The following is a 3800-nucleotide window of genomic DNA, read 5'->3' on the forward strand; positions in this document are numbered from 1 at the left end:
GTCGCGGTGCTCGGCTTCCTGCTCGCCGTCGCGCCGATCACCGCCACGCCGGGCGCGAGCCTGACCCTGGTCGTCTCGCGGGTCGCCAGCGGCGGGCGGCGGCAGGGCTGGTGGGTGATCCTGGGTACGGTGACCGGGCTCTACGTGCACGCCACGCTGGCCGCTGTCGGCCTGGCCGCGCTGGTGCTCCGCTCGTCGCAGGCGTTCTGGGTGGTCAAGCTGGTCGGGGCCGGTTATCTGGTCGGGCTCGGGCTCTGGATGCTCTGGTCCGCGTCGCGCCGTCGCACGGAGGCGGGACGGCGACCGACGGTTTCCGCCCGAAGGCTGCCCTGGCGCGTGGACCACCCGTACCTGCAAGGGTTGCTCGGCAACGTGCTGAATCCCAAGGCCGCCGCCGTCTACCTCACGTTGGCACCGCAGTTCCTCGAACCGGGCCGACCGGTGCTGGTGCCGATGGTGCTTCTCGCCACGGCGCACGCCGCGCTGGCCACCTGTTGGCTCGCCGGCTGGACCGTCGTCTCCGGTGCCGCCGCCCGGTTGCTCCGCACCGCGTCGGTGCGCCGAATGCTCGATCGGCTGACCGGCGTGATCCTGGTCGGCCTCGGCGTCCGTGCGGCGGCGACCTGAGTCTGCAGTGGCCGCGCGCCTGCTCCACTCATCGGGCAGCTCGGCAGGCTGCCGACTCTAGGACGGAGCACTGAGGCAAATCAATACTTGAAGAAGTTAATTATTCGTCATAGATTTCGCCCATGTTTCCTGGCATCGACGCTGGTGTGTTCGCCGGCCCACCGGCGGCGACGGCGGTCTTCACGACGGTGCTGACCGAGGGGCCGGTGAGTCGGGTCGCGCTCGCGCGGCGGCTCGGGCTCTCCTCCGCCGCCGTCACCAAGGCCGCACGACCCCTCATCGACCTGGGTTACCTGCACGAACTGGCAGCCACCGAACGATCCGGCCCGGGTGCCGGACGCCCCGCCAGCCCTCTCGCGGTCCGCGCCGAACGCGAGTTCTTCCTTGGTGTGAAAATCACCGCCGACGAGGTGATCGGCGTGGTGTGCGACCTTCGCGCGCAGGTCCATGCCAGCGCCCGTCGGCCGCTGGACGCCCCCGACGTCGATGCCGTCCTCACCGAGGTCGGCCGGCTCGTCGAGGACCTGTTCGACGCATTCCCTGGCGACCGGAGTCTGGTCCGCCGGCTCGGCCTGGCCCTCTCCGGCGACATCGACCGCGGTATCGGCCTGGTGCGCTACTCGCCGTTCCTGCACTGGCGGGACGTGCCCCTGGGCCGACTCGCCGCCCGACGCACCGGTCTCGCCGTCACAGTGGAGAACGACGTCAAGGCGCTCACCGCCGCCGAGCACTGGTTCGGCGAGGGGGTGGGAGCCGAGTCGTTCGCGCTGGTCACAGTGGGCACCGGCATCGGCTGCGGTCTCGTGGTCAACGGTCGTCTGGTGTCCGGCTCGTACGGCGTGGCCGGCGAGATCGGCCACCTCACCGTCGACGCCGACGGCCCCGACTGCCACTGCGGCGGTCGCGGATGCGTCGAGGCGATCGCCGGCACCGACGCCATCGTGACGCAGGCCCGCGACCACACCGGCCGCCCCGACCTCACCATCGACGACGCCGTCGCCCTGGCCCGCGAGGGTCACGAACAGGTGCGAGCCGTCTTCACCCGGGCCGGGACCGCGATCGGCTGCGGCATCGCGGCCGTCGCGAACCTGGTCGGCCCCACCCGCATCGTCGTGTCCGGTGAAGGGCTGGCCGCGTACGACCTGTTCGACAGCCACATCCGGACGAGCTTCGAACGGCAGGCCTTCGGCGCCGCCGCACGGTGCCCCGTCTCCATCCGCCCGTTGCCCTTCGAGGCGTGGGCCCGGGGCGCGGCGGCCGTGAGCATCCAGTCGCTCGTCGTCCCCTGACCGGCCGTCCACGACCTGCTCGACCCATCCGCGCCACCAGGAGGTTGACCATGCCGTCACCGACAAAGCCCCGCACCCGAGTCCCGTTCGTCGCGGCGGTGCTGGGCGTGCTCCTCGCCGCAGGCGCCGTCCCGGCCCAGGCCGCGCCGACCGAAGCCGCCCCGACGGTCGCCCCGACGGCGGCGGGCCTCGCGGAGCGCCCCTTCATGGGGTGGACCAGTTGGACCATGCAGTCGTCGAAGTACCCGGGCCTGAACCCGGACGGCGACTACAGCTACCTCACCGAGGCCAACGTCCTGAAGCAGACGGACGCCCTCGCCGCGAAGCTGAAGCCGTACGGCTACGAGTACGTCAACATCGACGCCGGCTGGTGGCGGGACAACGCCTGGGTGCCGAGGTTCGACCAGTACGCCCGGCAGACACCCGACACGGTGCGGTTCCCACGCGGCATGAAGGCCGTCGCCGACCACATCCACGGCAAGGGGTTGAAGGCCGGTATCTACCTGCCCGTCGGGCTGGAGAAGGAGGCGTACGGCAACGGTGCCGCGCCGATCTGGAACGCGCCCGGGTGCACCACCGCCGACGTCGTCTACCCGGACCTGCGGACCACCAACGGCTGGGACAGCGCGTACAAGCTGAACTTCGACAACCCGTGCGCGCAGAGGTACATCGACTCGCAGGCGCAACTGTTCGCCGACTGGGGTTACGACTTCCTCAAGCTCGACGGCGTCGGGCCGGGGTCGTTCAAGTCCGGTGACAACTACGACAACGTTGCCGACGTGGCCGCCTGGCAGAAGGCCATCGCCACCGCCGGCCGCCCGATCCACCTCGAACTGTCCTGGTCGCTGGACATCGGCCACGCCGCCGACTGGAAGCGGTACTCCAACGGGTGGCGGATCGACACCGACGTCGAGTGCTACTGCAACACCCTGGTCAGCTGGGAGAACTCGGTCGACGACAGGTTCGACGACGCGCCGGCCTGGAGCCGCAAGGCCGGCCCCGGCGGGTGGAACGACCTCGACTCGCTCAACGTGGGCAACGGCGAGATGGACGGCCTCACCAACGCCGAGCGGCAGTCGTACGCGACGCTGTGGGCGATCTCGAAGTCACCGCTGTATACCGGGGACGACCTCACCCGCCTCGACGACTACGGGCTGTCGTTGCTGACCAACCGCGAGGTCATCGCCATCGACCAGAATGGCGGCGCACCCGCCCGGCCGGTCACCCCGGCCGGTGACCAGCAGGTCTGGGGCGCGAAGAACCCCGACGGCAGCTACACCGTGGCCCTGTTCAACCTGGCCGACGCGCCCGCCTCGGTCACCGCGCACTGGGCGTCCTTCGGCTTCACCGGCAACGCCTCGGTCCGGGACGTGTGGAACCGCCGCGACCTGGGGACGAAGAAGAACACGATCACCGCGGCGCTGCCCGCGCACGGCTCACGGCTGTTCACCGTACGGCCCGGTGCCGCCCTCGCCACGACCAGCTACGAGGCCGAGGCCCCGGCCAACACCCTGACCGGCAACGCCTCCGTCGGCGGCTGCGACGCCTGCTCCGGAGGCAGGAAGGTCGGCAACCTCTACGTCGGCGGCAAGGTGCGGATCAACGACGTCACAGTACGCAAGGACGGCATCTACACCGTCGCCGTCTCCTACGTCAGCGGTGACGCGCGGTCGGTGCACGTCTCCTCCAACAGCGGCAACGGCACCTACCTGACGTTCCCCTCCACGGGTGACTGGGGCACTGTCGAGACCGTCAGCGTTCAACTGGCGCTGAAGGCGGGGACCAACACGATCACGTTCGACAGCGGCACCTGGTACTCCCCCGACATCGACCGGATCGCCGTACCGCAGACCCTCTGACGTGCCCGGCGCGGCCCGGCGCAGC

3 protein-coding genes are annotated in these 3800 nt (G+C 70.5%); all 3 read left to right on the plus strand.

Going from position 1 to position 3800, the window contains the following annotated elements; all coding sequences use genetic code 11:
* Nucleotides 1-627: LysE family translocator (locus ACWCO3_RS32685; RefSeq protein WP_450013780.1), on the plus strand; the 627-nt coding region annotated here is incomplete at its 5' end.
* Nucleotides 628-749: 122 nt separating this feature from the next.
* On the plus strand, nucleotides 750-1916 hold the full coding sequence (locus ACWCO3_RS32690; protein ID WP_145780574.1) for an ROK family transcriptional regulator: 1167 nt from the start codon (nucleotides 750-752) through the stop codon (nucleotides 1914-1916).
* Between the two features lie 50 nt (nucleotides 1917-1966).
* A complete protein-coding gene (locus ACWCO3_RS32695) occupies nucleotides 1967-3775 on the plus strand; it encodes an alpha-galactosidase D (protein ID WP_450013782.1) in 1809 nt (602 codons plus the stop codon).
* The last annotated feature ends 25 nt before the right edge of the window (nucleotides 3776-3800 follow it).

The organism is Micromonospora sp. NPDC002411, assembly GCF_053592955.1.

Coding starts and splice junctions, on each gene's coding strand:
- ACWCO3_RS32690 (WP_145780574.1), top strand. CDS start 750: ATGTTTCCTGGCATCGACGCTGGTGTGTTCGCCGGCCCACCGGCGGCG.
- ACWCO3_RS32695 (WP_450013782.1), top strand. CDS start 1,967: ATGCCGTCACCGACAAAGCCCCGCACCCGAGTCCCGTTCGTCGCGGCG.